The sequence below is a fragment of the Clostridium thailandense genome (assembly GCF_019207025.1).
Classification (GTDB): Bacteria; Bacillota; Clostridia; order Clostridiales; family Clostridiaceae; genus Clostridium_AM; species Clostridium_AM thailandense.
The window spans coordinates 1-2,437 of the sequence record NZ_JAEEGC010000219.1; the positions used below are offsets into that span (position 1 = coordinate 1).

Annotated in this window: 3 protein-coding genes and 1 pseudogene; 1 reads left to right on the plus strand and 3 read right to left on the minus strand. The window is 30.7% G+C overall.

Annotated features, from left to right (window positions below; all coding sequences use genetic code 11):
• The 3 genes and pseudogenes from I6U48_RS28740 to I6U48_RS28750 all read right to left on the minus strand — a co-directional run.
• Nucleotides 1-285: pseudogene (locus tag I6U48_RS28740) on the minus strand (IS110 family transposase); the annotation flags it as partial.
• A 133-nt stretch (nt 286-418) separates the two neighbouring features.
• Complete coding sequence (locus tag I6U48_RS28745) at nt 419-1,048, minus strand: NAD(P)H-dependent oxidoreductase (RefSeq protein ID WP_218323945.1); 630 nt, start codon at nt 1,046-1,048, stop codon at nt 419-421.
• A gap of 115 nt (nt 1,049-1,163) precedes the next feature.
• Nucleotides 1,164-1,496: a hypothetical protein gene (locus I6U48_RS28750; RefSeq protein WP_218323946.1), complete on the minus strand. Its 333-nt coding sequence runs from the start codon at nt 1,494-1,496 to the stop codon at nt 1,164-1,166.
• A gap of 399 nt (nt 1,497-1,895) precedes the next feature.
• Between I6U48_RS28750 and I6U48_RS28755 the strand changes: the two genes are divergently transcribed.
• Entirely contained in the window at nt 1,896-2,321 is a 426-nt protein-coding gene (locus tag I6U48_RS28755; RefSeq protein WP_218323947.1) for an EamA family transporter, read from the plus strand.
• Nucleotides 2,322-2,437 lie beyond the last annotated feature (116 nt).

Genomic DNA, 2,437 nt, shown 5'->3' on the forward strand with positions numbered 1-2,437 from the left:
TCCACATGCAAGTTCACTTAAAAATATTGGATCTGTATTTCCAGAGATAATGGATTTTAAAATATTGATACTACTTTTGCCATTTATATCTGAAATAACACTTCCGAGCTTAATATTTGCACCTTCTAATACAGCTTGAATACGATTAAGCTCTCTTGCACGTTCTTCAATAAGCTCCTGACGATAACGAGTAATTTCACGTAATTCTCTTTGATCTCGATTTGGGATGTAACTTGCCTTTACTAGACCATGTCGTACTAGATCAGCAATCCATTCGGCATCTTTATTGTACCACTGCTAGGATATTCATTGTCATTTAGTTTTCATTGATTGTGGTGAAAGCCACTATCATGATTGTCTGTTGCCAAAATGTAAATAAATATTTTGGCAACAGCATTTATAGTAAACCTAACTAAATTCAGACTCCTAAAGACCCCAATAATTTTCCAATATTATTAACTTGAAAAATTGTATCTTCCTGCTCTTCAAAACTAGGTGGAAGATGTTTCTTTTCAATTTTATCCAAAGGGCCATATTTTTTAACCACGTTTCCTGCATTACAGTTCTGACCAAATCCACATGTGTAACATTGGGAATATCCATGAGCGGATACATCACCAACTACTGACATCTTATTAACCATCATAGATTTTTTTATAATCATATTGACTAAATTAGTTCCTTCCTCACTATAACTAGCACTAACCGCTACACCAATCTTGCCAGATAGACTAAAAGCTTCTCTGTGTCGAAAGCAAAAAGTTCTTTCCAAGCATGCATGACCAAGGGCATTTATAGTCTCTCCATAATTAGGAGCACCAAAAACAATTGCATCTGCCATTAACATTTTTTCTGCTATCTCATTCCAATCATCTTTAACTTTGCACTGATTATCTGCGGCGCAAAGTGTACATCCAATACAACCATTAATTCTCTTGCCTGACAATGAGATGTATTCATACTCTGAATTACTTGCTTCCAATATAGCTTTCACTGTCTTGCTGATAATTCCATCTTTTCTGCCACTTGCACTGATTCCTAAAATCATATTATCCATCCCCTTAATATATTTAGTGTATGTTATTATACTAAGCGCTCCCCTTATGTGGCTGTAATCTAGCTTATGGTAATAACATTATCTGTTACTTGTATTAAATAATATTCTATATTAAATTAAAAATTCCTTTTCTAAAATTTATCTTTTGAAAAAAATCATTACAGTTTTCTAAAACTATTAAATTAAAGTTTGAACTTTCAAGGTATTGGGATGGAAGGGGAGTGTCAGAAATACATAGTAAGTTAATTGGATCACTGTAAATATCGGTTTGAGGTAAAAGTGAAGCTTTAGACATATATAATATGGATGATTCAAATAAAGTCTGATTTTTACTAATTTGTTTAATAGCTTTAATATATATAGGTTCCTGTCTAGTTATATATGTTTGTGGTTTATGATGTTCTAACTTCTCTATAAGCATACTTAAACTAATATTCACACTAATCACCTTACATCGATCATATTTTTATAATAAAATTAGATATTCTATTTATATAAACAGATTTTAATTAATATTAATTGTACTTTATAATCAAGAGACATGTATGTATTAATATTAAGCATGCAGTTGGACAATAAGTACAAGTATTTATATAGAACATTCTGACTTTTTGTAGAATGACGCATGTAAATAATAATGTTAGTATTTATATATAGTAATAAATATAAAAGCCTAATGGCTAAAAAATTAGACGTTTAAACATAAGCTCTATAAACTGGAATTTGATAAATTTTAAAAAACATGGTATATTTAACTAAAAGGATTAAGTAGTTCGGGTGAACACCTACCGCAGACAAAGGTTTTTTGTTTGCGGTTTTTTGTTTTTAGGAGGTATATATGATTAATTTATTTTGGCCTATTATCATTGTTGTAGCAGCGAATACTCTCTATAATATCAGTGCGAAATTAACGCCTAATGAAGTACATCCTTTAGCATCACTTTCAATAACCTATTTTACTGCTACTTTATTGTCTGTACTATTATTTTTTATTACAAGTGAGAACAAAAATGTAATCACTGAAATTCAAAAAGCAAATTGGACCGCTGTAGCTTTAGGATTTTCAATCGTTGCACTTGAATTCGGGTATATTTACATTTACAGAGTTGGTTGGAATGTTAGCACAGGTTCACTTGTAGCAAATATCAGTCTAGCCTGTGTTTTATTGATTGTTGGTGTCTTTGTATATAAAGAACATATTTCATTACATCAGATTTTTGGAATGCTTTTATGTACTATTGGTCTATTGCTAGTAACTAAATAGTTCAAAAATCATAAATAAAAAATAAGTTCATTTTATCCACTACCTCTCCATAAGTTGGAGAGCAGTGAATAAAGTGAACTTGCCTTAAAAGATTCTATTAAGCTCTATACACGTCA